Source organism: Rhodococcus sp. OAS809, from assembly GCF_040546695.1.
Classification (GTDB): Bacteria; Actinomycetota; Actinomycetes; order Mycobacteriales; family Mycobacteriaceae; genus Rhodococcus_F; species Rhodococcus_F qingshengii.
The window spans coordinates 417411-440332 of the sequence record NZ_JBEPOI010000001.1 but is presented as its reverse complement, the minus strand read 5'-3'; the positions used below and the strand labels follow the sequence as shown (position 1 = coordinate 440332).

The 22922-nt window shown below is 60.6% G+C and carries 23 protein-coding genes and 4 pseudogenes; 10 read left to right on the top strand and 17 right to left on the bottom strand.

The window, feature by feature from the left end; genetic code table 11:
* Positions 1-496: 496 nt before the first annotated feature.
* A complete protein-coding gene (locus ABIE52_RS02140) occupies positions 497-745 on the bottom strand; it encodes a hypothetical protein (protein ID WP_192713390.1) in 249 nt (82 codons plus the stop codon).
* Between the two features lie 205 nt (positions 746-950).
* On the opposite strand from ABIE52_RS02140, the pseudogene ABIE52_RS02135 reads away from it, so the two are divergent.
* Positions 951-1547 (top strand): annotated as a pseudogene (locus ABIE52_RS02135) (hypothetical protein).
* Positions 1548-1727: 180 nt separating this feature from the next.
* Positions 1728-2198, top strand: coding sequence for a hypothetical protein (locus tag ABIE52_RS02130; RefSeq protein ID WP_192713389.1), 471 nt, complete (start codon positions 1728-1730; stop codon positions 2196-2198).
* 505 nt (positions 2199-2703) lie between these two features.
* On the opposite strand, the gene ABIE52_RS02125 is transcribed toward ABIE52_RS02130, so the two are convergent.
* A complete protein-coding gene (locus ABIE52_RS02125) occupies positions 2704-3105 on the bottom strand; it encodes a helix-turn-helix domain-containing protein (RefSeq protein WP_192713751.1) in 402 nt (133 codons plus the stop codon).
* A gap of 1499 nt (positions 3106-4604) precedes the next feature.
* On the opposite strand from ABIE52_RS02125, the pseudogene ABIE52_RS02120 reads away from it, so the two are divergent.
* Both ABIE52_RS02120 and ABIE52_RS02115 read left to right on the top strand, forming a co-directional pair.
* Positions 4605-5358: pseudogene (locus tag ABIE52_RS02120) on the top strand (MBL fold metallo-hydrolase).
* Between the two features lie 348 nt (positions 5359-5706).
* The gene (locus ABIE52_RS02115) at positions 5707-6222 is read left to right on the top strand and encodes a hypothetical protein (RefSeq protein ID WP_019749908.1); all 516 of its coding nucleotides are present in this window, start codon (positions 5707-5709) and stop codon (positions 6220-6222) included.
* Positions 6223-6371: 149 nt separating this feature from the next.
* On the opposite strand, the gene ABIE52_RS02110 is transcribed toward ABIE52_RS02115, so the two are convergent.
* Entirely contained in the window at positions 6372-6536 is a 165-nt protein-coding gene (locus ABIE52_RS02110) for a hypothetical protein (RefSeq protein WP_157902096.1), read from the bottom strand.
* 196 nt (positions 6537-6732) lie between these two features.
* Here ABIE52_RS02110 and ABIE52_RS02105 point away from each other — a divergent pair, with 196 nt between their 5' ends.
* Entirely contained in the window at positions 6733-7056 is a 324-nt protein-coding gene (locus tag ABIE52_RS02105; RefSeq protein ID WP_080910982.1) for a helix-turn-helix domain-containing protein, read from the top strand.
* A 71-nt stretch (positions 7057-7127) separates the two neighbouring features.
* A pseudogene (locus ABIE52_RS33990) lies at positions 7128-7190 on the top strand (hypothetical protein); the annotation flags it as partial.
* Here the strand turns inward: ABIE52_RS33990 and ABIE52_RS02100 are convergent.
* Positions 7184-7843 (bottom strand): recombinase family protein, encoded by a 660-nt coding sequence (locus tag ABIE52_RS02100; protein ID WP_354541416.1) that lies wholly within the window; start codon positions 7841-7843, stop codon positions 7184-7186. The pseudogene ABIE52_RS33990 and the gene ABIE52_RS02100 overlap by 7 nt on opposite strands.
* Between ABIE52_RS02100 and ABIE52_RS02095 the strand changes: the two genes are divergently transcribed.
* Positions 7844-8071, top strand: a complete 228-nt coding sequence (locus ABIE52_RS02095) for a response regulator transcription factor (RefSeq protein WP_019749911.1) — start codon at positions 7844-7846, stop codon at positions 8069-8071.
* A 214-nt stretch (positions 8072-8285) separates the two neighbouring features.
* On the opposite strand, the gene ABIE52_RS02090 is transcribed toward ABIE52_RS02095, so the two are convergent.
* The 5 genes from ABIE52_RS02090 to ABIE52_RS02070 form a co-directional block, all read right to left on the bottom strand.
* The gene (locus ABIE52_RS02090; RefSeq protein WP_354541454.1) at positions 8286-8516 is read right to left on the bottom strand and encodes a DUF1214 domain-containing protein; all 231 of its coding nucleotides are present in this window, start codon (positions 8514-8516) and stop codon (positions 8286-8288) included.
* Positions 8516-9676: a DUF1254 domain-containing protein gene (locus tag ABIE52_RS02085; protein ID WP_354541415.1), complete on the bottom strand. Its 1161-nt coding sequence runs from the start codon at positions 9674-9676 to the stop codon at positions 8516-8518. Before ABIE52_RS02085 ends, ABIE52_RS02090 begins: the two co-directional genes overlap by 1 nt.
* A gap of 190 nt (positions 9677-9866) precedes the next feature.
* On the bottom strand, positions 9867-10223 hold the full coding sequence (locus tag ABIE52_RS02080) for a type II toxin-antitoxin system PemK/MazF family toxin (protein ID WP_192712985.1): 357 nt from the start codon (positions 10221-10223) through the stop codon (positions 9867-9869).
* On the bottom strand, positions 10220-10426 hold the full coding sequence (locus ABIE52_RS02075) for a ribbon-helix-helix domain-containing protein (RefSeq protein WP_241896167.1): 207 nt from the start codon (positions 10424-10426) through the stop codon (positions 10220-10222). Before ABIE52_RS02075 ends, ABIE52_RS02080 begins: the two co-directional genes overlap by 4 nt.
* 837 nt (positions 10427-11263) lie before the next feature.
* Positions 11264-11479 carry a hypothetical protein gene (locus tag ABIE52_RS02070; RefSeq protein ID WP_019749916.1) on the bottom strand — a complete coding sequence of 72 codons (216 nt, stop codon included), beginning with the start codon at positions 11477-11479 and terminating at the stop codon, positions 11264-11266.
* A 167-nt stretch (positions 11480-11646) separates the two neighbouring features.
* Here ABIE52_RS02070 and ABIE52_RS02065 point away from each other — a divergent pair, with 167 nt between their 5' ends.
* Positions 11647-12681 (top strand): AurF N-oxygenase family protein, encoded by a 1035-nt coding sequence (locus ABIE52_RS02065; protein ID WP_192712986.1) that lies wholly within the window; start codon positions 11647-11649, stop codon positions 12679-12681.
* Positions 12682-13027: 346 nt separating this feature from the next.
* Here ABIE52_RS02065 and ABIE52_RS02060 read toward each other — a convergent pair whose 3' ends face one another.
* Entirely contained in the window at positions 13028-13822 is a 795-nt protein-coding gene (locus tag ABIE52_RS02060) for a hypothetical protein (protein ID WP_192712987.1), read from the bottom strand.
* Positions 13823-13921: 99 nt separating this feature from the next.
* On the opposite strand from ABIE52_RS02060, the gene ABIE52_RS02055 reads away from it, so the two are divergent.
* Positions 13922-14338, top strand: a complete 417-nt coding sequence (locus ABIE52_RS02055) for a LuxR C-terminal-related transcriptional regulator (RefSeq protein ID WP_019749919.1) — start codon at positions 13922-13924, stop codon at positions 14336-14338.
* Between the two features lie 432 nt (positions 14339-14770).
* Here ABIE52_RS02055 and ABIE52_RS02050 read toward each other — a convergent pair whose 3' ends face one another.
* The 3 genes from ABIE52_RS02050 to ABIE52_RS02040 form a co-directional block, all read right to left on the bottom strand.
* A complete protein-coding gene (locus tag ABIE52_RS02050; protein WP_241896168.1) occupies positions 14771-15391 on the bottom strand; it encodes a hypothetical protein in 621 nt (206 codons plus the stop codon).
* Between the two features lie 71 nt (positions 15392-15462).
* Entirely contained in the window at positions 15463-16335 is an 873-nt protein-coding gene (locus ABIE52_RS02045) for a hypothetical protein (protein ID WP_019749922.1), read from the bottom strand.
* Between the two features lie 577 nt (positions 16336-16912).
* Positions 16913-17053 carry a hypothetical protein gene (locus ABIE52_RS02040; protein WP_192712988.1) on the bottom strand — a complete coding sequence of 47 codons (141 nt, stop codon included), beginning with the start codon at positions 17051-17053 and terminating at the stop codon, positions 16913-16915.
* 608 nt (positions 17054-17661) lie between these two features.
* Between ABIE52_RS02040 and ABIE52_RS02035 the strand changes: the two genes are divergently transcribed.
* Positions 17662-18036 (top strand): helix-turn-helix domain-containing protein, encoded by a 375-nt coding sequence (locus ABIE52_RS02035; protein WP_019749926.1) that lies wholly within the window; start codon positions 17662-17664, stop codon positions 18034-18036.
* 387 nt (positions 18037-18423) lie between these two features.
* On the opposite strand, the gene ABIE52_RS02030 is transcribed toward ABIE52_RS02035, so the two are convergent.
* From ABIE52_RS02030 to ABIE52_RS02015, 4 genes and pseudogenes are all read right to left on the bottom strand, one after another.
* On the bottom strand, positions 18424-18672 hold the full coding sequence (locus tag ABIE52_RS02030; RefSeq protein WP_080910986.1) for a hypothetical protein: 249 nt from the start codon (positions 18670-18672) through the stop codon (positions 18424-18426).
* A gap of 723 nt (positions 18673-19395) precedes the next feature.
* Positions 19396-19650 (bottom strand): hypothetical protein, encoded by a 255-nt coding sequence (locus ABIE52_RS02025; protein ID WP_019749929.1) that lies wholly within the window; start codon positions 19648-19650, stop codon positions 19396-19398.
* A 2115-nt stretch (positions 19651-21765) separates the two neighbouring features.
* A pseudogene (locus ABIE52_RS02020) lies at positions 21766-22360 on the bottom strand (SDR family NAD(P)-dependent oxidoreductase); the annotation flags it as partial.
* 110 nt (positions 22361-22470) lie between these two features.
* Positions 22471-22731: a DUF4190 domain-containing protein gene (locus tag ABIE52_RS02015; protein ID WP_019749932.1), complete on the bottom strand. Its 261-nt coding sequence runs from the start codon at positions 22729-22731 to the stop codon at positions 22471-22473.
* Between the last annotated feature and the right edge of the window lie 191 nt (positions 22732-22922).

Sequence of the window (22922 nt, the reverse complement as noted above, 5' to 3'; positions counted from 1 at the left end):
GAATCCCCTCGGTTGCGGATATCCGCAGGCCAGTAAACACGTAAAAACGCATCGAACTTACGCGCGGAACCTGGCTCAATGAAGCAATCCCACGCCAAGCAGTTCCGCTGAGACGGTCATCTAGCCCTTGACCTGACTACCCGCAACGGGGACCCCACAACGCGCTTGCCTATTCGCTGAGATCCTGGCGGTCTCCATTCTCCGGGGCCCGCGGCATACGCAATCGAGAGGCAGATACGACCCCACGTCCAACTCTGGCCGCAACAAATCGGCGCCCCGCACCTCGTCCAGTACCGAGACCGTTCACCGGCAACCGTATCCGAACAGACGACACCATCGAGGAACAGCAGCCCACCACATAGCCGAGAAACGACTCCCGCTCTGCGTCGCGGATGACTACCTTCCCACGGCGCAGTCCGACTCTGGCGCTGTTACCCGATCCAGGATTTCTGTGCCGAGTCCGCTTTCGAAGAGCGAGACGCGCCGCGGGGTGCTTCTAGTCTGCAGGGGCAAGGTCTTCGTCGTTGGCGAAGATCAGTCGTCCGTCATCCAGTGCGATCGCCCAGCGATGTACCGGAGCCCAGTCCCGCCCTACCGACCCGGAGTCGATGACCATGTCCGCGTAGTCCTCGATCACCACACCCGTGCATGTCACAGCGCCATCAGCATCGGAGTCTGACACCGTGATTCGAACTCGGGCACCTACTGCGGCCACGTCTTTGCTTTTGCCGTTTTTGTCGGTCATCTGCCTGATTCTGACAGAGCAACTTCGTTCGGGCCCAGCGTCGCACACTCAGGAAACGCGCGGAGCCGAGTGTGCTGGATGCCGCTATCGCTCGCTGGAGCTGTCACCCGCGTCCATTCGAGACCCCTGTGGAGCATGGTCCTGTCGGTGCACGCTCCTACAGTCAGCTCGGGTATCAGTCCGGATCGAGTGCCAGGAGCAGGCGATGACGTTCGTGAGCGATGCCTCATTGCCACTGCCCGGCATGCCCGACAGCGCTCCCGCGCTGCCGGCGTTCCAGATGATGTTGATCGGGCAGCCCAGCCTGTACGCATTCCCGAACGTCTGTGGCGTTCCTGGCTCGACGATCCTGCCGTCGTGTCCCGCTGCGAATCCAAACGCTACCGACGGCGAGAGCAGTGCTGGCCGTGGATCGGCGGAGTGTCCTCGACCGGGCACGGATCTTTCCGTGCGGCGAGCCTGCCCGGGCTGTCACGACGCGGGACCGTGCCGGCGCATCTGTTCGCCTACCAGCCTGAATACGGCGTCGCATTGATGGCACAGCACCGCATCGTCGACTTCGCCGGCTGCACCAACCCGGCACACATGCAGTTGGGAACCAATCGCAGCAACCCGTGGCGAATACAAGCTCCGGCGACGCAACATCGCCAGCCCACTCGCCGACGTTCGCGGGCCCGCGGGTTGCACTCGTGCCATCGCCGCCGCGATCCGGACCGGGATCGAACAGAACGTAAAAAGCGACGTCATCGACGAGCGCATCGCCGCGGCCGAGGCTGCAGGACGTCCACTCCCACTCTGGTAGCGACACCGCGATGCACGTTCAATGCGAATGTATTTCGTTGCTGCACCGCACATTTCGCTCATTTTTGACAACGCTGCATATCAAGATTGGTCGTATTGTTCCGAGTTCGTGGGGAATGAGCCAGGCTGGGGGCGCGCCCGCAACGTCGGGTGTGGACCACTGGGCTGAGAGACTGACTCGGTGCGTCACCACGATTTGTCGAAGCGATTGTTGAGTGCCACGTGGTCTCCCTTGCTGGGGGTTCGGGTGGTGCACTCGGACTTGCCTGAGCCGTGGACGTTGGCTTTGTCTCGATTGGGCCGCGACCTGTGGGTGCGCCAGTACGGCAACGATATTGAACACGTCGATTGGGAGATCGACTACGACCCCGAGATCGACGGTGTGTTCCTGCTGAGCGCGGTGACGGTTGCCGGCGTCGATCCGGGCGAATTCGATGGTAGCTGGATCGGGACCCACGTCGACTCGGACGAAGAATTCGCGCTGTGGGCGATGGCTGATTCGGTCCAGGACGTTGTGGCCGACCTTGGTACCGCATGGCCGTGGGGTGACGGCGGCGGATTCATGAGCGCGCGACTCGTGGAGGGTGTCGCTGTGTGGAAGGACAGGAACGGTTGTACGACACGCATGGGAGGCCTGGGCGGCATCGTCTGACCAGCCCAGACCTCGACTCCAGCTAGGCACTGCGCCCTAATTCGTTCGACGGCTGGCTTTCGAATACTGCATAAACCGCGGTGCAGTTTCGCGGTGGCAGCTGGACTGCCACCGCAAGCGAAAGACGCTGCGGCACAATATATGCAGAAGTTAGCATGGCAAAATATAAGTTATCGGCAGTGAATTTTCGCACTTGGATCGCACACTCGAAGAACTATCTGGCATTTTGAACGTGGAAATTGGATATCATTTCATTGCTGCGGCGATTCTGAGTGGTCAGTTCGGCCGCGCAAGGCCTGCCCTCCGGCTGTGCACTCGCCGGGGGTGGGTCTCTCCAAACGCTCACGCCGCCACGTTGAACCGTAGGCACTATGGACGCGCTGGCGACGCGCCTGCCTGATACTTAAGTACCGTGTGCAACCGCCAAGCGCGGTTCGGCCCCATACTCGAGAAGTAGTATCCCTCGTGCACGTTCGCCTTTGCCGGCTCGGCGTGCGCGGCCCGCCTAGGTGTAACTGACGAACACTGTGGGCGGGCCATCCGGCGAATGGAGAACTCCGTCCACCCGGACAGGAATCGGCGGCCCTGCCAAGTCTCCGGCAGTCCGGCGCCGAATCTCGTCGAGAATCTGCTTGTTCGACAATTGCTGCAGCGACTTCCGTGTGGGCGACAACGGCCGGTTCTCCTCTTCCGTCATGAACCCGGTGGCGATCAACACTTCCTGCACAGGCGCATCGAACAACGCTGCGACGCGCCGCAGCACCTGCGGGGTCGGGGACCGCGAGATCCTTGTCCACTGACGCATCTGGGATGGATACACACCGAGCGCCCGAGCTGCTTCCTCTGGACTTTCATAGCCGCGGGCCACGATCTGGTCTCGAACCCAAGCTGCGAATCCTGAAGCCATGGGCGTTTTTTCCCACGGAATCTCTGACCATTCGCGCAGCGAAACAGTTCGAGAGTTTCGCGCTCGGATCAGTTATCCCCATGTGCTGTCCATGAATTGGGGATAGTTCAACACTCAAGTATCTGTGACTCCGCGAAGACTGGTATCGGAACCCTCGGATCCGTAGATTTTCCTCGGCGGCATCGCTCGAACCCCCAAACTTCGAGTATGGCGTAGCCCTGCCGACGCGATCCCCCCAGATAGCCGGCAGGGCACCACAAACGGTGCGCCGCTTCCGCCTCGGTTCTCGGCGCACCCCGGGCCGCCAGCGTGCTGATCACACACTCGCTGGTGGCCCTTCTAGCAACACCCCTGGATTTCGAAAATGCCCGACGAGACTGAGGTTTGGCAATTCCCCACATGCGGTGTACCGCTGCCGCGGCAGTTCGACGCCGGTAACACGTCGGCCACGCTGCCCAGTCCCGAGCTGGCAGCTCTCGCCTCGACTGCGCCGACAAGATCTTCCGCGGGTCGGGACCCGGACGCCGAGAGTCGTATTAGCTGATGAAAAACGGTGCGTACTGCACGCAATGCCGACGCTGCAGCAGCGTGGTTTACGACGGCCCATGGATCTCGCCGGCCGAACGGCTGAGACTGCAGCAAGATCACCGAAGTTCCTGCCCTGCGGATGTCATTCCGATCCGAGAGTCGCTCTCGACGTCGTCTCGGGTTGCCACTGCGAACTCACACATCACGCGCCCCGCCTAATTGCGACAGAGGGCGAAGTCGGAGATCAAAAGACCCGGGGGTTACGATACGGCTACCGTTGCAGGTATGGTCGGATTGTAAACGTATAGCGATACTGTTGTTCGTTTACCAGCCCTGACGGTCCCCTATCTTGTGTGGCCGTCAGGGCTGCCTTGCCACGGAGCACAGAAGGCCGAATCTAGTTACCCTCGGCAACTACCTGCGGCAGGAAGCCCGTCGTATCTAGCACACCTCGAAACGGAGATGTCGTGAAACGAAAAGCACTGTGCCTCATAACTGGAGCTCTCGTCATCGCCTTCGTAACCCGATCACTCGGTTCGGTGGCCACGACTCAGCCCTTCGGCGTACCTCTCGGGCACCGCCTCGTCCGCTGAAGACATAACAGAGCCCACCCACGCAGCTTCGGCCTGCCGAAAATCCTGCTGACCCTGATGAGGCCGATAGTGCGGTCGTATGTTGTCGAATCGTGCGTGCCTGCGGGGATGCTCGTTATATAGGCTGTCGGTGCTGAAATTCTTTGCCCCGGGTACCACCGAAAGAAGTGCCGCTTCGAACGGCCACTTGCCGAGAGGCGCACGACGGGCACCGACCCTGTGAAGTCGCTGGACACCCTTTTCGGTGACGGCGGCTACGTCACATCCGGGGCGGTCGGTGTCGCCCAGGGCCCGAATCGGGGTTCGCCGGGTAACCTGGGTCGTTCGGTGAGAGCGAAAGGAGCGCTGAGGGCTTCACCGCCCGGATACCTTCGGCGGATGCGATCGCCTGACTTCTGCGGCTCGTACCGTCGCTGTATCGACTCCGTATCGACGGTGGGCCGGCGCACCTGCTCAACTGCTACCTCTGGCTAGACTAAGACGGCGTGACGCTCGCCGATACAGGATGGCCGGACAGCGCCGCCCTGATCGGACCAGCGCTGTCCGCGCTCGGTAGGGACCGCACAGACGTGAAGCGGATCGTGCTTACTCATTTCCACGACGATCACGCAGGTTCCGCCGCTGAGATAGCGACATGGTCCACCGTCGAAGTTGTAGCAGGTGCAGATGATTCAGCATTCGTATCCGGTACCGAGAGCGGACCGATTCCCGAACTGACAGATCTTGAGCGAACGATTCACGCCGACAGCAACAAAGCACCGCACGGTCCTGCCTGTCGTGTGGACCATGAAGTCCGAGACGGGGACGAATGGGACTTCGCGGGCGGGGCCCGTGTCATCTCGGTACCAGGGCACACCCCGGGAAGTATTGCGCTGTACCTGCCAGAGCCCGATGCGGTGCTCACCGGTGACGCAGTGGCCGAGTTCCACGGACAGTGGCCGAGTTCCACGGAGAGGTGATCCTCGGCGTCTTCAACACCGATCGCGCACGTGCGGCCCGCTCGCTCTCGAAACTCGCCGCCACGAAAGCACACATCGCAGGATTCGGACACGGTGAAGCCGTACTCACAGACGCCTACAAACGGATACAGTCCGCGACCGATCCGTTCGCGGCGGACGTCATGTTGGAATGAGGGAAAGTGCTCCAACGCGCGACGGGCACCGACCCGGTGCAGCCGCTGGACGCCCTTTTCGGTGTCGGCGGCTTCGCCATATACAGGGGCGGTCAGTGGCGTCCGGGGAGGTCGACCTCGCGGATATACAGTATTCGCAAGGTGCTGTATTCCGGCCGACGATGGACACTCAATCATGCGCCAACGTAGTCAAGACCGAACTCAGTCGACAAAGATGCGAATGTCGTCGGAATCGACTCGACGTCGACGAGGGGTGAATCATGACTCAACCGGAAACGATGTGCGAGCCGATCGTGATCGGATTCCTCTCGCCGTTTCTGCACGAAGACGCGGCCGCGAGGTTCGCCCATGAACACCAAATTCGAGCAATGGTCGGCCCACGCGCGCACTCCCGAGACGCGGACACGCATCCGCCGCCTGGCCGTATTGGAGCGCATCTTTCATGTACTGGGCGTCGTCGGCGTGTGCGCGTTCGTCGTCATGCTGGCCATCAGCTGGTACATCACCATCTCCGGGGAGGGTCCGTGGTGGATCTGGTTCCTGGACATCGGAGTACTGCTGGCGTCGATCTTCCCCTACTTCATGACGCTGACCAGACTCGAGACGGCGATGTACGCCGACGGCGAGGAGTCGGTCGGCACCATCACCTCAGTGGTCATCGACCCACACAACATCTCCGACAGTGAAGCTAGCTACCACGTCACGATTACGGCGGAACACCCTGAAGGTGGCCACATTCGACGTGCCACAAGCGTGCCCACGAAACCCAGACGCGGGGACCGGGTCCGCTTCCGCCACAACACCCGAAAACCCGACGATCTCCACGACATCCTGTACATCGGATTCGAGGAAAACGATCCGTAGACTCGCTCCCGACGACCAACCGCGAGCAGCAACTGCGAATGCGGAACCCCATCTCGCTTCCACAAGGATCTCAAACCAGCACCCGAACCTAAAAGCGAATTCAGGTCGATCAGGCAGTCACGGACGTCACCGAGAAAATTGCTCCAGGGTTAATGCTGCATGGGACCGTTGACGTGGAGCGAGTACGGAGGAACCTTGATGCGGGCGCGGTTCAGGCCCAAGCTCGATAGAGCTTCTCGGCATTCGATGTACGGATGGTCGATGATCTCGGTTCCGTCGACGTCGAGGACGTCCCCGCGTTGAGCACACAGCACGGGACCCACTTTCCGCGCGGACCGGCTGGATGACTGACAGATCCACGATGATCTCGCCGGGTGGCACCGACAACCCAGCGCAGCATCGAACGCGAGTTCTGGCGAGGTAACGACGGACTTCACCTCGGAGTGCGCAGCTGAAACGGTGGGCGTGTCTCCTGCGGTCGGAGCCCATCGGTTCCGGCAGGGTGTCGGAATGGCGATGACCGAATTGCCCGATCCGGGTGGGCAGTACGTGCCGTGTCCTGAGCTGGAGCAGCTAGCGATTCCCGCGGCACAAGTGGTTTGCGTGCGTGAGATCGCGCGCAGTCTCGGCCGGGATCCGTCCACGATCTCGCGTGAACTGCGGCGCAATGCTGCCACACGAGACGCCAAGCTGGAGTACCGAGTGTCGGTGGCACAGTGGAAGGCTGAACTGCTGGCCTGGCGGTCATCCGAAACGGGTGACGCCATATCGTGGCCTCCCTGCAAAACTGGCTCGAACACAGGGTGTCTCGACATGTTAGGGCGATCAAGGTGACTGCTCCGATTCGCTACCAGTTTCTCATTGACGGTGACGTGTTGACACGGGTGAGCGGCATCTTTCCCAATATGCACGTGACACCAATCTCCAGCGGATGTACGAGCCTGCACGGTCCCATAGCCGACTACGTCGAAATGAGGAGCATTATGGCTCGATTGGACTCGCTGGGGCTGACCATCGCCGAATTACGCAAGCTCCCAGACTGATCGGCCCTCACTCGACTGACTGGTGAGCGTCCGACACCAAGTGTCGAAGCTATGGCATCGAGGCTTTTACCTTGTTCACGGAGGGCGCGAGCGAGTGCGGAGCGTGTGGGGGGGGTCATGACGGTGGGCGGCTTCGAGGCGGCGTGGGCGCGTTCGACGATCATGCGCCGTTCCATTTGGGCGAGAGCTGCCATGATGCGAAAGAGGAATTCGCCGCCTGCGGTGGCGGTGTCGAATCCTTCTGCGAGGAAACGGAATGCAATGCCGCGTTCACCGAGGTTGTGGACGGTGTCGATGACGTGGCGGACGGACCGTCCGAGGCGATCGAGTTTCCACCCGACGAGGACATCGCCGTCATTCTCGCGTAGGTAGTTCAGGCATTCGGCGAGCTGGGGACGCGGCGTATTGGAACCGGATTCGTGGTCGGTGGAGAAGCGGATCGCTCCGGCTCGTCGGAGTGCGTGCTGCTGCAGTTTGGGATTTTGTTCGAGATCGAGATTTTCCGATTCGAAATACGAGAATGATAAATTACCTTGTGGCGCAACTATTTCCAACTCGACGAGGACTTCGCACGCCACGTGCGGACATCACTAGTCACCCCGGAACCCCCGCCAGCACTCCTGACACACAGCGAACAGAAAGTACTGCCAAAGCTCACCTCTGGCGATACCACCGAAGCCATCGCCGCTGACCTGTTCGTCTCCGTCAACACCGTCAAAACCCACCTGCGCGGAATCTATCGAAAATTCGACGTCAACACCCGCCGTGATGCCGTCCTCGTGGCACGCCGATACGGCCTCGTCTGAACCGGACACCAGACCTCCACCCCACCTGCCGAACCACCACTACACCCATCGACTAAGCGCCCCGCACCGAGCAACACGCCCCCTCTAGTGCTGCTAGATTCCATGCCACACACACCTACCACGCGACTGAGAGTTCCTCCTCTCACACCTGCCCGTTCGGGCTAGGTCACATACCGCGCAATCGTCGACAGACCTCGACCACCGAACACATGATCTAGGCGGGCGTGATGTCACCAAGCTTCCACGTTCGATCGAAATATGGTTCGAGAGGTCCGTAGAAGCGGAAATACGAGAACCAGTGCCGACCCACAATGGTCTGAACCCAATTGGATTCCTTCCCTACCGGAGCAGTCGGTCCATAGAAAAGATCTACCGAACCGTCCTCGTTGACAACAAGATCGGCATCTCGCGAGCCACGGTCGCCTCGCCCTTGCTCGTTGTCGATCAGGCACCGCGTGTGTCGACCGAATAGACCGTCGCAGACCAGAACAGTTTTGCCGAGACATCGGCAGGTACGTGGAGTGTGTAGCTGTTTCCGCCGTCCAACCAGTGACCGTCAGCGTCGGAGTAACTACCCAGATATGCCTGACCGAGTCCAGGCGTCGTACTCTTCATCGCCTTGGAGAAGCTGACTGCCTCGTAGAACCACGACGCGCGTTCGTAGAACTCGTCGTAGTTGCCGCCTCGCTGAGCGGAGTTGTCCAGAACAATCGCCAAGTCCCACTGACGATCCGGCCAGTAGCGCGAACCGGGGAAGCGTTTGACAAAGGCATTCGCCTGAGCGAACACCACCCCCACTTCGACGGCCCGCTGCAAGATCTTCCGCAAGCGATCATCCGGGGCAAACGGTTTGCCCCTCTCTATCCCCAGCTGCCGAAGCCACGCCATCGGGAACCGGTCGCGCTCTTCGACAGGTTCGTCCTGCACGATGTCGTGTAAAAGTTCCCAGTACCGAAGGTCTCGCGGTTGAATTCCGCTCCAGGGCTTGCCGTCCGGTGAGACCAGACGCGTCGGAGTCGGATTCTCACGATCGGAGTAGGGGTACACCCGGACAGCGTCGACCAACGCGTCCGAGCGCGCCGGGTCCGGATCGAGCGTGCGGAAGCCGAACATGATGTGCATCATCGGGGAGCGGACAACCGTGTATTCACCTGTGTCCTCGGCACTCTGGCCTGGGCCGACTACCAGGGTCTTGCCGCCCTTGCCTGCATCGGGGCCCATCTCACCGAGCACCGCGAATTCTCGTTGCCAGAAATCTGCGATGCCCCCGGCGGTCGGCCCCGCCGGCAACTCGATTACCAACGGACCCGTTGTACCGAGATCGAAGAAGTTCAAGATGTACGGAGTCGTCGCGTTGGCGGTGATCAGGCCCAGTCGGTCACGATAGGAGCGGTAGACGACGATATCGGATGCAGTTGCTCCGAAGATGTTGGTATGCACGTCCATCCACTGCGCCCAGGATACGATGGGGATGGCCCACAAGTACGCCTGCACCGCAGTCTGGAAGTCGAGTTCGTCGAACACCGTCGCGATGTGGTCGCGAGCGGGAAGCTCTCCGTCCCTGGGGACAACTCCGGAGGAATACGTCAATTTGATGTCGGCCATACCCAGATGGTCCGGAAAAGAACCACGCCGCGAATCACCCACACCGGGTGAACCAGTAGTTCAGTGCGTCCAGTTCAGTGCCGGCATGGCAGCGTTCGGAGCCGAACAGCTTCTTCGCGGAGACAAAATAAGTTCTTCGGCAACCGCGCCCCGACGATCGAGGCGATCACCCGGTCCCAACAGCGCCAAGTTACTGCAGATCGAGGTGCAACCGCAGCGCATCCTCGAGCGCGGCGAAAGTCTCCGTCCCGACCTTGCCGACCGGTTCAGGATCCAGACGCCGAACCGATACCGACCGTACCTGCTCCGCTTGCGCTTTCGACGCTCGCGCCAAACCTGACTCGTCGGACTCGACAATCACCTGAAACGGAAACATGTGCGCGGTATTGGTAGTCAACGGAACCACGGTGATCACGCCCCTGCCGAGATTTTCTGCAGTAGCGTTGGCCCGGTCGTTGCTCACCACCACCGCCGGTCGTCGTTTCGCCGCTTCACTGCCCTGCGCGGGATCGAGATCCACCCAGTGAATGTGCGCGCGGCGAATCATTCCGTGTCTGCCGTGACAGCGTCCCACACTTCATCTACGTCACCTTCGGCAAAGGCTGCAGCGTAGTCACGTTCGAGTCCGGACGTCGAGAGTAGGCGGAGCGCGGCTCGAATTCCTGCCGACCGGCCACGAAGTCCGTGATCACGCACATACTCGTCGAGTAGATGTGCATCCTCGTCAGGCAGACTTATGGTAAATTTCATGGTCATACTTTAAGCGTACCAAAGTATGATCTGGTGGTCACCGCGAAAACGGCTACACCGCCCCGCCAGTAAGAAAGAGCCATTCAAAGGAAGCAACCACCCCGACGCGTCTCCGAACCTCATAGCCACCCGGAGATGCCGTGCTGATTTGATGTACCTTCGCGGTCAACAACCCTGCGATCTGGACGAGCACCGTCGACATCATTCAGGAGTGGTGACCCAGGACCAGATCGCTGGCGTTTCGGTGATAGCGATCCGCGACTGCGCTAGCGAGGTGGCAGAAGTTGATCCAGAAGAACCTTGGCACCGGTAAGCGACAACGCTCGATTCGCCCGGCGCAACTCACGTAACGCGGCCAAAGGTTGCTCCGAAGCAAAAATTCCCTCTGCCGCCAGTACGTCTACAGCCCAACGCCTTCCGGCTTGGACCGTTTCATGCTTGAAGGCTACCGCCCTTCTACCGGGAGCGCCTGACGCAAACTCCGCTCTTGCAGACTCGGCGCTCAACAAGTCTCAGCCAACCGACGGCACTTCGGTGATGGCGTCGGCGGTCACGAGCATGTCGATCTCGACGCTGTTGGTTCCGTCGCCATCGGTGACGCGCACAGTTACCCCTGCCAGAGCCATTGGTCGTCGTGCATTTCCGCCCAGAATTTCAATTCAGATAGCGACTTCCATCGAAAATGGTTGTTACACAGTCACTTAAGAAAGAGAACTGACACAACTTGAAAGTTACCGGTGAGATATTTCCACTGTTACCGATCGCCATCCGAGCAACAAACCACGGTCCATCGGATCCCCGTCGCATGACGAAAGACGTGCGGGCCGATCCACATGATCAACTGTCGGCGCCGCCTCGGATGTCGTCGCGGTGCAGGGACGCGAGTTCGGCGAGGTGAGTTCCGACCCGATCAACCGGGGACACCAACCGTGACGAGATCGCGAGAACCTCTCCCTGCGCCCATCCCACCGCATAGGTCGGCGGATGCACACAACGGCCTAACGTGCGACCGTCGACCACGTCCAGCGCTGTCGTCTCGACAGCAGGACCCACACCACCATCAAATGCCGAGAGCTGCGTGCATGGTGCGATATTGAGCGTCCTTTTCGCCCTTCCGGACTTACCCGTGGACGTGCAGACTCATACAGTTACTGTGGACGCGTAGTCACACTTAGTTTACTGTGGGCACGTCTGAGATAGATGCCACAAAGGAGCCCGAAATGCAGTTCCTAACACCTCGTCGCACGCGGCGTAACGCGCCATCTGTCCGCTCAACTACGGGGCGCAATACCGTCAACGAACATCGCGATTACCACGACACTCTGCGCACACTGTCCGAGGCATCCTCGACAGGGCTCCACTTCGAGGCGTTCAAAGACATCGCCTGGAATTCGCCCGAGTTCGCCGCCCCCGCGGACGACCCAAGATGGACACTCCCCGCGGTCGACCCCTTGTCCCACACCGACTGGTACCGCGCGCTCTCACCCCAGGAACAACGGCGGGTTGCCCGGATTCGGCTCGCATCTATAACAAAGACCGGCTCCCAGTTCGAGCAACTGCTCCTTCTCGGCGGTACCCAGTTCTTGATGGGCCTGGCGAACGAGAACCCCGAATTCCGCTACTTCATGCACGAACTCACCGAAGAGACACACCACATCCAGATGTTTCAGGAGTTCACCAACCGGGTGGCTCCGGAGGTCCACGGTGCCCCAACGTGGCTTGTCAAGGCCTTCCCCCTGGTCGGTTCGCTGGGATCGCTGTGGCCCAGTTTCTTCTTTCAGATCATCCTCGCTGGAGAGGAGCCGATCGACCACATCCAGAAGAGCATCATGCGCGGCGGTGGCATCCACCCGCTCACCGACCGCATCATGCAGATCCATCTCGCCGAGGAAGCACGTCACATCGGGTTCGCCCATGCATGGTTGCGCCATCACGCTCCGCGCATGAGCCGATTCAACCGCCTCGCACTCGGCCTCACCACGCCTGTAGTCATGCGCATAGGGTTTTGGTCCATCGTCGTCCCGAGCCGGCAGGACGCCACGTTGCTGGGTATTCCCCGCAATGTTCTGCGCGAGACCTACTCGATGCGCAACCCCGATTTCCGGCGACTCCTTACAGAGTCCTGCGCAGACGTCCGGAGCCTCGCCGACGCCAACGGAATGCGAACCCGGCTCACCCTCTGGTCCTGGCGGCTTACCGGAACCGACGGCCGACTGTCGCGTTACCGCAACGAGCCGTCGAGAGCCGCGGCTTGACGATCTGCAACCCACGACGCAACTGCCCCTCTCCCACTTCGGCAGACAGCTGCGTTACCCGCTCATCGCGGTCGAGGGACTGGCGCACAGATATCAGCGCGCCAACCACAGGCCCACACCCGAATCGCCCCATCGAATTGTAGGAAGCGCATCCATCGAGGCCGAACCGGTGACGTCAGTGCCGGCCGAGTCATCAGTGCCGGCGGAGACGCAACATTTCCGATGCCGTAGCGAATTCGCTTTTGCTACTGCAGGTTTGGGTACAACGTACTGCGAGCGATGTTCAGCACTTCCGCGATTCGGTCATGGATACGCCGTCGGCCTTCATCTTGGACCGGCAATAGAGTCACAGGCCGACCGCGCCGAGCAGAGCTTCTCCTGGATCGACGACGGCAACAACGGCCGCGACGAACAGCAGCGCCATCGCAATGGTCATCACAGCACCGAGCGATCCGAGGACGACGAACATCCGACGGTGGGCACCGTTTGTCGTGTCCGACGACCTGTAGCGTCGGAAGGCGATGACGGTTCCGGTTGCGACTACAGCGATCACCCCGGCGATAGCGACAATCGCCGCCCAGTTGTAGTGCTCGACCTGTGTGAGCAACTCGAGCAGTGGCGGCCTGGAGTCTCCGCTGCGCACACCGTTCTCGATCAGAGACTGCGCTGTCTGCCCGTCCGAGTTGTCCGCGGAGAGCATCGGAAGCAGCGCGACTACGGGTGCGACCGTCGACTGGATGTTGAGCACAGCCACAGACACCGAAAACAATGACAGCACAGTCGTAGTGGCCGCCGCGACCACGCAACCTACGCCGGCCGTCAGAGATCGCCGCCACAGGGTCGTCGCGAGCAGACCCAGAACCGCGGTCAGCAGCACCGAGATGACGATCTTGATCGCGTGCCACTCGAACCAGTAGTCCACCATCGCCGCCAAGCCGAGCGGATAGGTGCGGACTCCGCTACCCCAGTAGTCGACCAAGCCGCGGCCGAGCAGCTCACTCATGACGGATTGATCCTGGAACTGCGGATAGCGTCCGCGTAACAACGCGGCCGGGCCTAGAACGAACGCGGCCACCAATGCCGCTCCGGCGCATGACAACGCAACGATCGACCAGCCGTTTCGGTTGACGGACGTACTCATTGACGACTCCCTTCCGGGAGAGAGTCAATCAGCAGGTACGCGGCTGCACATCCATCTGCAGTACTACATCTGACGAACGAGGTACCAGCTCAGGATTCGATGCTCTATCGACAGCCGCGCCGGACTCTGGCAATCATCACGCACGGCCAGGATCAACCCTGCACCCGCGATGAAGTCGGATTCGGCAACCCCATATCTGCATCGACCACGTTGTTGTGCATCGTTTTTGCCTCCACGTCCCCACTGGACGCAAAACGTGAGTTGCTCCCGCCGCGCCCATCCATACCGCCGCAGGAGGCGACCGTGATGCGATTGAGTAAGCGCCAAGAAGAGATCATCGAACGGGTCGCCGAAGGCTATTCCGGTAAAGTAGTAGCACGCTTACTCGGAATTTCACCCGAAACCGTGAGTCCCACCTTCACGCATAATCGATCGAACGGTCTGCAGGAATGCAGGTTTGAAGCGATCAGCGCTATTTGCGAACATCGAGTTGACGGCCACCGTGCAGGACACTGAATGCGTCCCGACACTCGGAACTCGCCCGTCAATCGTTCCGTCACAGCCGCGGCCGACCATTTCTACCGAGCACTGGGCCACAGAGTTCCGAGAGTCACAGCGTCGATTCGGATCGATTCGTAGGCCGACTACGATCTTCATCTCAACAGGGCCAGCGCATCACTACTGGTGAGATGATGCATGATCGTGGATGGGTAGTAAGGCACTCAGGTTCTCGGTGAGGCACTAGAAGGTGATCTGGGATTTTCACCGCCGTGGAGAAATACTACGAGAGATCGGGCGGGTCCTCGGCCAAACGATCATGTGTTCTGTGAACCTTCCTGCTCAGGCAGCGACCGGTGCCGGGGGACGGTTCGCGAACTGTACGCCGCAGCCACACCCGCATGTAGTTCACTTAGTGCGGGTGTGGCTGTGGCGCAACTACATTCCGGGTCAGGGAGTGACGGTGATGCCGGGCGCGGAGTTGAACTTGAGCGCCCCGGTCATCTTCGCCGTTCCGGCTCCTGCTGCCGGGCAGGATGCGCTGCCCCCGTTGGAGGTGAAGTTCACCGTTCCGGTGTTGTTGGCGGTGACGGTATGTGTTGTGTTGCTGTAGGGCACGGGGCCGGCAGTGCTGGCGGTGACGTCGATGACGCAGCTACCAGCGACTACGTGAGCTCCACCGTTGGGGATTTTGATACTTCCCATCGGTGATCCACTGTCGGCGTTGACGTTCAGAGCCCAGGAACCGGCCGTGGTGATCGTTGCCGGCACACCTTCGAGGTCACATCCGGACAGTCCCACGCTCGCGATGTTGATGTTGATGCCGCCCGTTCCGGAGTTCACGTTACCGGGCGCTGCAGGGGTGGTTCCGGTTCCGCTGACGCTGGTGCAGTACAACTCGAGACCGCCAGTTGTCACGAAACTGAGCCCACTGCTGGTGGCCGTCACCGGAGTGGCTGTGGCGGGGCTGATCGTGGTGGACGCTGCTGCGATCCCGGATGCAGCGATGGTCAATGCGGCTGCTGCCCCGACGATCGCGGAGGCCTTGCCGAGCATTGTGCGTGATGACATGTGATGTGCCTTTCTGTCGAATACCTTTGGGGTGAACCGTCAGTCGAAAGAAATTCAGGCGGGTGTGATCTCTACCCGGCGGCTCCCATCTGCGCCACAGCTGCAGGTTCGGCTGCCTGCGCAGCGGAAGCTGCCGGCGGTCGTACCTTGCGCGCGGCGACGGTGTAGACGTCGCTGGAAGTGGTCAGAGAGTTCTTTCCGCTGGCCGAGGGGGTTCCTGCTCGCAGGTTCACCGCCCAGTTGAGTGCACCGAAGACCCCGCACCCGCTGGCGGCAGGAGCTGCGAAGAGATTGTCGGTGTGCTGAACGGCAGGGAACACTGCTCCGGGATATTCGCCAATGGGCTGCGAGGGCGGGTTACCGGTGGTCGTGAGGTGGAGGTTGATCGGGTTCGCCGTGGAGCCGAGATAGCAGTTGTTACCCAACAACGAGTTCGACAGTTTCAGTCGTACCGGCATCGTCAGCTCTTGATCGAGCACCTTGATGTTCGGTAGCCCAACAGCTTCGACTGTTGCGGTGATCTGGGTCAGATTCAGTGGAGTGTCGATTCCGATGGCGCCACCCGGGACGGAGATCGGGTTCGAGTACACCCCGTTTCGGCCGTCCGGCTTGGGGACGAAGGTTTCGACGAAGCTGCCGTCGGGTTGGGTGGCGTACTTGACTCCGCCGGCGATCTTGAGTCCGCCGTCGGGGACGGGCACGGTCAGTCCCCCGATTTTCATCGAACCGCCGCGCACCACGACGGTTGCGCAGGTCGCGACGTCGAGGTCTTCGACGGGGCATGACGACCACCCGTCGAACGTCAAAGGAGTAGCGGCGGGTGTACCGGACGAACCGAGCGAGGAATTCTCCTCAGCAGTAGCGACGCCTCCTCCTATCAATGCAAGGGCTGCAGCGATCGCCATCGTGGGGACAACTCGGGTTCTCAAGGCATTCTTGGACATTGGGCTCCTCAGGCATGGAATCGACGCACCGAAACACCACTCTTATCGGTGTGTCGCGAGTCACATCTATGTGCTCGGAGCGAAGGCTACCGACCAGTAGTACTCGAAGTCACACAAACCGGAGAAAGTTCAACCCTTTCGGGGATGCTCTCGTACTTTCGGTGGCGTTTCATCGGCGTTCAGCGGGGACTTTCGACTCTGTTCTGCCGTTGTGCGGGTACGAATGTTCCTTCTGTATGAGCGTTTTTCCCCGTGTGTAGAACCCTCGATCTGATTCCGGACACTGGCGTCGCCCTAGAGCTCAGGAGCGTTCGCCTTTGTCGGTGACGAACAGAACGACGCCGATGGTGCCGCTGAAGCGCTCAGGACTCGGTGCGGGTTGCGACGGTGTCACTGATCCGGGTGAACACCTCCATATCTTCCTGCAAGGAGGCATGGGTGGTTCCGGCGCACAGGGTCCATCCGAGACGGTGTGCGGTGGGTGTCGGTGAGTTCCCCTTCGGGGATGGCGGTCTTGACGATATCGCTGATGGCGTCCACCCGATGCGCAAAGTCGACGGTGGGGTCGAGGTGAGTTTCATGCCGTCCGCAGATTGGTGGGTTCTCGACGATCTGGTGCGCGAGGGGTGAAGAACGTTGCCAGCTGCTCCCCTGCTGCACTGCTCATGCCGGCCGTTGCTCCGCCGACGGTTTCGTTGACGGAGCGGTACCAGTCCAAGATGAAGTGTTCGACGATCGCTCCCTTGGATGGAAAGTGGAAGTAGACAGCGCTTTTGGCAAGGTCTGTACAGCCGCCGTTGCGGTGTCCTCGTTTCGTTCCTCTTCCGACAACTCAGCAATATTGTGGTCGTTCTTTTCGTGGGCGTGAGGGTCGCGGATCGGTTCCAGTTGACGGTCGGATCAGGGGCAACACTCTTGTGTTCCCACTCTCCGTGTCGTTTTCACGATCGAACGGTAAGCGGCTTAGTCCATTCCGACTTCCGTTACCAGATTGCGATTTCGTACGTGAATGCCAAGGACCACGGCCGGTGGTGTGATCGCTGTGGCCGCTGCAATAGCGGGCGTGGGGGTTGAACCCGAGACGTCCCCCACCGTCGAGGAACTCTTGTGCGGCGATTGATGCGCAACAGGAGTGGAACGCGTTTCCGCGGATGCGGATCACGACGACGACGGCGAGTGCGATGCAGAAACCCCGGTCCCATGTGTTCGCGTTGAGCTTGCTGACGGTGACGATGGCGAAGATTGCATTCACAAATTTCGGCGAAAGTTCGCCGTTCGTGGCGCACAGCCGATATCGATCCAGGCCTTCATGGAAAAATACTGGCCATGCGCACAGGATTCGGAGCGTGGATTCGCGGCCAGATCGATGCTCGGGGCTACGAGAGCACCGAGGAGGCTGCGCGGGCACTAGGGGTGTATCCGTCGTTGTTGCGTCATTGGGCAACGATCGTGCGGTCGCCATCCCCGCAAGTTCTTCGGCAAGTCGCAGTGCTGTTCGATGCGCCGATCCAAGAAGTGCTGATTGCCGCCGGCTACATGACCGAAGAAGAGAACCGTCCCCTTTCCCCTACCAGGATGTCGCTGCAACAAATGTCGAACAAGCAAATCCTGGACGAAATACGGCGCCGCACAGCAGGAGACACTGGAGGTACCCCAATTCCAGTGCGAGTGAACGGAGTACTTCACACGCCGGATGGCTAGGGCAGTACATCTCAGGTGTTCAACTTGTTCGAACGGGCCCTGCAGTGGACCGAATATCATCGAGCCGCGTAATCGAGCCACCCGCCAGACGCACTCGCTACGGGGAACCACGTGGAGAGTGGTTGGACAGCCTGGTGTCTTCGGCGACCGCAGTCCTACGTAATCGTCCCGCTCCCTAGGCACTCAGTCGCTGCAGAGTGAGGTTCAACTGCAGCGCCTCTCGATCGAGCGGAAGGTTTACGTAGCCCTCACCCAATTGGGCATCCCGCAACCTCGACGCCTGCTCCACACCAGGAAATTTACCGAACTCCGCGACAATCCGCTTCCGACACAGCCTGCCAGCTACCGAACTCAGGAGAACTCCTACGAGTTCGTGCGGAGAACCTTCTAGTCCGCGGCAGCAAGATTTTCGTCGTTGGCGAATATCAGTCGCCCGTCATCGAGTGCGATCGCCCACCGATGCACGGGAGCCCAATCTCGCCCCACCGATCCGGAATCGATGACCATGTCGGCGTAGTCCTCAATGACTACGCCCGTACATACCGCGCTCCCCTCGGTCTCGATTCCAGGCGCCGTAACACTGACCCTGGAACCGACACCTATCGCACCGCTGGTTTTCCCGTTGTTCTCGGTCATACATCTGATTCTCGCAGAGCAACTCCGCAGTAATTCACAGGGGCAAATATCCCGCGCGTGTCGACACAGTTGACGTAGACCAACATTTCCCTGTCCTGTTGCCCGAGAAGAAGGGACGTCTAGGTCGCCATTGCATCGACTCGTCCAGGATGCATTGCACCCTCTTCTCGGATATCGCTCACAGGCGCGTTGTCAGCCGAAGCTACTGCGGCGTCATCGGCGAAAACCGGCATCCTGGCCACTTCGCCTGTCGAGTGTCGTGGCGTCGAGCAGCATCGAAATTGATTCCGCACCAACGCTGATACTTGGCGTGCTGGAGCGGGCAACATTGCGGGAGCGACCATCGTTGTTTGCCGGTCGCCGCCCCCGAGATTGAACTGGTTGTTGATGGTATTCGAAAACCGTTTCGCGTTCGACCGGACAATCCGCCCACGCGACTCAGCCGCTGCACTTGCTTGGTAAACAGGTGACCTCGTCTGTCCTCGACTTCGTCAACACAACCTCCGAAACAACCGTCCCGCTTGAGTCGGCGGAAACGGCCTCAACGGACCCAATAGGTTCACGTTCGCCATCGACGGAAATGCGTTGTCCAGGATGGACATCCGCGCCTAATCTCCGAACGAGTAAACCCGCCCCGAGAACGCGGATCGATACACGCGCATCAGGTACAGAATCTTCCCGCGATACCCGCCGCGGGATGGGACGCGACCGAGCTACCGATAGCTACTCCTTCGGAACTTCCCCCAGGGCTCCGATGGGGACATGGAAGGTGACGAGCGCTCCGGCCGAGACGAGGAATGCCCTCTCGGCGCCATCGATCGTCGCACGAATCAAGCCGGATCCTTCCCCGTTCATGATGGTCTCAGCTTCCGACATCAGATGCTTCACCTCGGCGACAGACAGCTCGTAGCCGTCTGAACCGTATTGGAAAACGGCCTCAGTCAGCTCTGGTTTGTGATCGGGATTTCGGTGCTTCACGTTTCCTAGTCTGGCAACGCCAACTGAACAAGAGGTGGCCCAACCGGATCACGGCTGCCCAGGCCGTCCCGGTTGAGCCAAGCGTGCCCGATCTAGCCCACTCAGTCGGCACGCGGGACTCGGTGGTCCCTCGGGGCCCCACCGTTAGCCGGAGCGGAACGAGCGCACCGATTACGGCACGCGGACCAGATGCCCGCCAGCGCCGGAGCGCAACCGCAGCTCGGTGGGCGGCGCGCACGAACTGTCGGGGTCGGGCACGTAATCTTGGCGGTCCGCCGACATCACCTGTAAACACCCGTCGGCGGACCAAGCGTGTCGGGTCCGATGACAGTTCGACACGCAGATGCGCGGTCACCGGTGAGAACAGGTGGCGTTCATTCCGATGGACCACACCACTAATGCCCCACCCATTCACATTGCAAACATGGGAGGTCCGTCCGATCGCTCGTCAGTAACCACCGGACGGACCATGCGCACCCCTGCCGGACTAGGGGCACGCACTCAGGTGACCCGCGAACTTACATGGTGACGTCTGTCCGAAGGGCCGATACCGTGCTGCCCACAACTTCAGGGTATTAAACACGAGGGGCCCGCCGACCTGTGCCGCACAGTGTCGCGGGGCCGTGCCCCGCTCAATGCCTGGCAGGAAGTGCGCGCGATCACCGGCCCACCTGGCTGCTCGTCAGCAACATCCGGGGTTCGACTCGCGCCCGAACTCTACTGAGGGCAGTTCCCGCGTCGCGTCTGATGCACGTGACGGGCGGCCAGGAACTACGGTTCGCCCGCCGGCGCGGGACGAGACGCAACGCGTGTCGAACGCACAATCGCCCCGATGCTCACTGTCACGACCACAATGATGATTGCGATCGCCATTGCTCGCCCTCCCTCGACTACTACTCCATCACGTGCGGTGAGCGGACTGCGGACACTGATGGCGCGCTGCGGTCCACCTAGGCCGGAGGTTGCTTCGACTTATACCCTGCCCACAAAGCCACCTCATTCGGTTGCTGAATGTTAACAACGTGGCGTTAACTGCAGTGAGAAGAACCAGACGAAACCCCAACGTGGATCGACGATCGTCCCCGAGGTCGTCAGAAGGGGCTTGACCCGATGACGCAGGATCCCCAAGCCATAGTTGGGAACAACTCTGCCGAACCGTGCGCCTTACTGTGGCCACCGCGATGGGGAACGGAGAAACCTAACCTGGTGACTCGGTTCTGGGTTCCGACCATGCTCTTCGTCTCCGGTGCGTTCTTCGCGGGCTTGGGGGTGGCGACCGGCGTTGTAGCTTCCGTTCCGCCCACTTGTCGAGCGTGCGCACTAGATCGTGCAACTCATAGGCAAGGTCCATACCTACTAACTTAAGATGTCAAGTTAGTAGGCGCGACTGCACCGCGGTGACCCGTCGCACCTGAAGCGCAGACAAAATACTCGACAAGAGGGCGATCGAAGCAGCCGCGGGTCGGCCGCACCTACCTGCATTCGGCGATCGACGGGAACACCCATCCGGCGTACACCCAGCGCGCTTGCGCCGACCTCACCGAATCAACCCTTCGGCGAGCTCGGCGACGAATTCCATGATCACTTCCGCGATGCGCCTTCCGAAGCGGCGAAATCTACCACCATGCGGTCGAGTCATGTCGCCCCCTCAATCGAAAACGCGAAAGGCGCAGGAACATCAAATTTTGCAGGGTCGCAAACCGGATCCGTGAACCACCGTAAGCGGCACCCCTATATCCACTCCCGCAACTCGGCACCGGGTGCGTTCGGCGGAAGCGTGCTGCTACTTCCATGAAGAGCGATGAATCACACTCCCCGGCTTCACATACCAAAAACCACGACGGTTTCTCCGCGCCGAGGACGACACCAAGATCGTCCCGACTGATCAAGGAGCGGTTGAATCGGAAGTCGACACCGACGTACGTGCTTTCGCGGCCGCTAAATCGTTCGAGGCAAGCCACGCACCATCCGACCGTCACCACCTTCGCCCCAGGGGCGAGCACCGCCCGGATACCGGCATCTCATCCCCGCGCCGCGGGACGCTCACGTGCTATCACCGCGTTCACGCGATCGCGGGTGATCCTTTGCTGCGCCGAAGTCGAAATGCTCACATTCTCAGGCATTTTGGGTCCACTCCGTCTCTTGCCACTGCTCGCCGCAGCCACGGTGCCGAGTGGGTGCATCGTGCGGTACAGATGCTCCGACGCCGGGATGATCTCGACCATCGCATCGATCATTTCCTGCGGATCAGCCTGACCGACCAGGGAATCACCGAAGTCCGGCATCCGGCCTTGTCCGCGTCGTACCACTGCACGTAACTTTCCGCTCCGGTGTCGTTGAAGGCCGTTCCGAACACACCCGGATTCACCGTTGCGGCTTTGACCCCGAACGGCTCCAACTCCACCTTCGTCGAACCTGCGAGCGCTTCGATGGCATGCTTCGTCGCACAATAGACACCCAAGAGCGGAGCAACAAGGATGCCGCCCATCGACGACATCCACACGACCTTACCCGCACCACGGGCGAACATCTTCGGAACGATAGCCTGCACCAACTGCAGATGCTCGAAGACGTTGATATCGAACGACTCCCGCGCACGCTGCAACGGAATGTCCACAGTCGCACCGCCCTCCATCACACCGGCGTCGAGCACCAACACATCCGGATCGAAGGACCCCTCATGCTCGATAGCGATGCCTTCGAGCAAGTGGTGACGAGCGGAAGATCACTCCACGCCACCTTTCGACTCCGGGCCATACTGAATTGTTGTCACCACTGCAGCGCGACATGACTTCCGTTACTCCAGCGCGTCGTGGCTACTCAGTTGCGCCAGAACACCGCCAGCGCAATGACACCGAGTATGCCCCAGATGAGGGAGACCCATCCGATGACCACGCCAGCCTTCGCGATTCCCGCTCCGCCTTCTCCTGACGTTGCGATTTGGCGCTGCGCCTTTTTGCCGGCGACGATTCCGCCGATAGAGAGGATGAACACGAAGGTAACGAACGACAGGATGGAAGCCGCAAGACTGAGGACAGCCAGGGTGTTGGTTTTGGTCGGGGTGAGATTGGAGGTACTCATTGTGCTCACTTTCGGTTGAGTCGCATGGTGCATGTCGACCAATGTTCAGGTGCAGGTCAGCGGTAGTCGCACGTTGCCACGAGTCGTGAGTGGCGAGAAGTTTCCGCTTGAAGAGGATCGGCCCGCGGCAGCGCGGACGCTGGATCGGTCTGGCCCGCGGTGGGATGCGAACGGTAGCGGCGACCCGATGA

What these genes read in the sequence shown, in the direction of transcription:
- ABIE52_RS02140 (WP_192713390.1), bottom strand. Translation starts at nt 745, where the DNA reads ATGACCGACAAAAACGGCAAAAGCAAAGACGTGGCCGCAGTAGGTGCC.
- ABIE52_RS02125 (WP_192713751.1), bottom strand. Translation starts at nt 3,105, where the DNA reads ATGGCTTCAGGATTCGCAGCTTGGGTTCGAGACCAGATCGTGGCCCGC.
- ABIE52_RS02115 (WP_019749908.1), top strand. Translation starts at nt 5,707, where the DNA reads ATGAACACCAAATTCGAGCAATGGTCGGCCCACGCGCGCACTCCCGAG.
- ABIE52_RS02105 (WP_080910982.1), top strand. Translation starts at nt 6,733, where the DNA reads ATGGCGATGACCGAATTGCCCGATCCGGGTGGGCAGTACGTGCCGTGT.
- ABIE52_RS02085 (WP_354541415.1), bottom strand. Translation starts at nt 9,676, where the DNA reads ATGGCCGACATCAAATTGACGTATTCCTCCGGAGTTGTCCCCAGGGAC.
- ABIE52_RS02080 (WP_192712985.1), bottom strand. Translation starts at nt 10,223, where the DNA reads ATGATTCGCCGCGCGCACATTCACTGGGTGGATCTCGATCCCGCGCAG.
- ABIE52_RS02075 (WP_241896167.1), bottom strand. Translation starts at nt 10,426, where the DNA reads ATGAAATTTACCATAAGTCTGCCTGACGAGGATGCACATCTACTCGAC.
- ABIE52_RS02065 (WP_192712986.1), top strand. Translation starts at nt 11,647, where the DNA reads ATGCAGTTCCTAACACCTCGTCGCACGCGGCGTAACGCGCCATCTGTC.
- ABIE52_RS02060 (WP_192712987.1), bottom strand. Translation starts at nt 13,822, where the DNA reads ATGAGTACGTCCGTCAACCGAAACGGCTGGTCGATCGTTGCGTTGTCA.
- ABIE52_RS02055 (WP_019749919.1), top strand. Translation starts at nt 13,922, where the DNA reads ATGCTCTATCGACAGCCGCGCCGGACTCTGGCAATCATCACGCACGGC.
- ABIE52_RS02050 (WP_241896168.1), bottom strand. Translation starts at nt 15,391, where the DNA reads ATGTCATCACGCACAATGCTCGGCAAGGCCTCCGCGATCGTCGGGGCA.
- ABIE52_RS02045 (WP_019749922.1), bottom strand. Translation starts at nt 16,335, where the DNA reads ATGTCCAAGAATGCCTTGAGAACCCGAGTTGTCCCCACGATGGCGATC.
- ABIE52_RS02035 (WP_019749926.1), top strand. Translation starts at nt 17,662, where the DNA reads ATGCGCACAGGATTCGGAGCGTGGATTCGCGGCCAGATCGATGCTCGG.
- ABIE52_RS02030 (WP_080910986.1), bottom strand. Translation starts at nt 18,672, where the DNA reads ATGACCGAGAACAACGGGAAAACCAGCGGTGCGATAGGTGTCGGTTCC.
- ABIE52_RS02015 (WP_019749932.1), bottom strand. Translation starts at nt 22,731, where the DNA reads ATGAGTACCTCCAATCTCACCCCGACCAAAACCAACACCCTGGCTGTC.